The sequence below is a fragment of the Aeromonas rivuli genome, assembly GCF_000820045.1.
GTDB classification, from domain to species: Bacteria; Pseudomonadota; Gammaproteobacteria; order Enterobacterales; family Aeromonadaceae; genus Aeromonas; species Aeromonas rivuli.
Genome location: NZ_CDBJ01000046.1, coordinates 1 through 869, shown reverse-complemented (window position 1 = coordinate 869; position 869 = coordinate 1). Strand labels below are relative to the sequence as shown.

The following is an 869-nucleotide window of genomic DNA, read 5'->3' as shown; positions in this document are numbered from 1 at the left end:
CCGCACCCTGGCTGCTGCCCAGCGCCGCCAGGTTCTTCTTGAGTTGATCGGCGGCGCCCTTGTCCATCTCGACCAGCGTGACCTGCTCGGCGTAGCGCGACAGCGCCTCCAGGCCCAGCCCCCCGCTACCGGCGAACAGGTCGAGACAGCGGCTGCCGCGGACATGGGCGGCCAACCAGTTGAAGATGGTCTCCTTGACTCTGTCCGTGGTGGGTCTGAGTCCCTCCACATCCTGCACCGGCAGCTTGCGACCACGCCATTGGCCACTGATGATACGGACAAAGCCGGATTTACCCTTGGCTCCCGGGCGCTGGGCCGGGCTGTTTTGACTGGATTTCACTCTGGGCATCGCGTTTCGTCGTCAGAAAATAAAGTGATAGTATAAGGCGGTTCATTTTTATGCCGACCCACCGAGGGACGGCTATCTTAGCAGTCAGCCAACGAAGTGAGTATTTTTAAAAATGGCAAAAGGTTTGTTTTCCTGGCTGGGGTTCGGCCGCAAGAAAGAAGAGGCTGAGGTTGTCCAACCACAGACACCCCAATCCGAGACTGTCAGCACCCAAAATGGCGCCAGCGCCACTTCTTCCCCATCGACCGACGTCATCTCCGCTGAGTCCGGCGAGACTTCCCTGCCGCACGCAGACCCCCTGCTCGATCCTTTGGCTGAGGATCTCAACACTGCGCCCCTGGTGATCGAAGAGTGCGCCAGCTCCCTGGAGCCCGTCATCGTCAATCCTGAGCTGCTGAGCCCGGAGGAAGACGCGGCCAAGGTTGCCGCCGAGCAGGAAGCTGCCCGCGTTGCCGTCGAGCAGGAGGCTGCTCGCGTTGCCGCCGGGCAGGAAGCTGCCCGCATTGCCGCCGAGCAGGAA

Annotated in this window: 1 protein-coding gene and 1 pseudogene; one reads left to right on the top strand and one right to left on the bottom strand. The window is 61.6% G+C overall.

Annotation, left to right across the window (positions count from 1 at the left end; genetic code table 11):
* Positions 1 to 349 (bottom strand): 16S rRNA (guanine(966)-N(2))-methyltransferase RsmD (rsmD, locus tag BN1130_RS10740; RefSeq protein ID WP_042042007.1); only part of this gene is annotated, 349 nt, incomplete at its 3' end.
* Positions 350 to 461: 112 nt separating this feature from the next.
* Here rsmD and BN1130_RS10735 point away from each other — a divergent pair.
* Positions 462 to 869: pseudogene (locus BN1130_RS10735) on the top strand (signal recognition particle-docking protein FtsY); the annotation flags it as partial.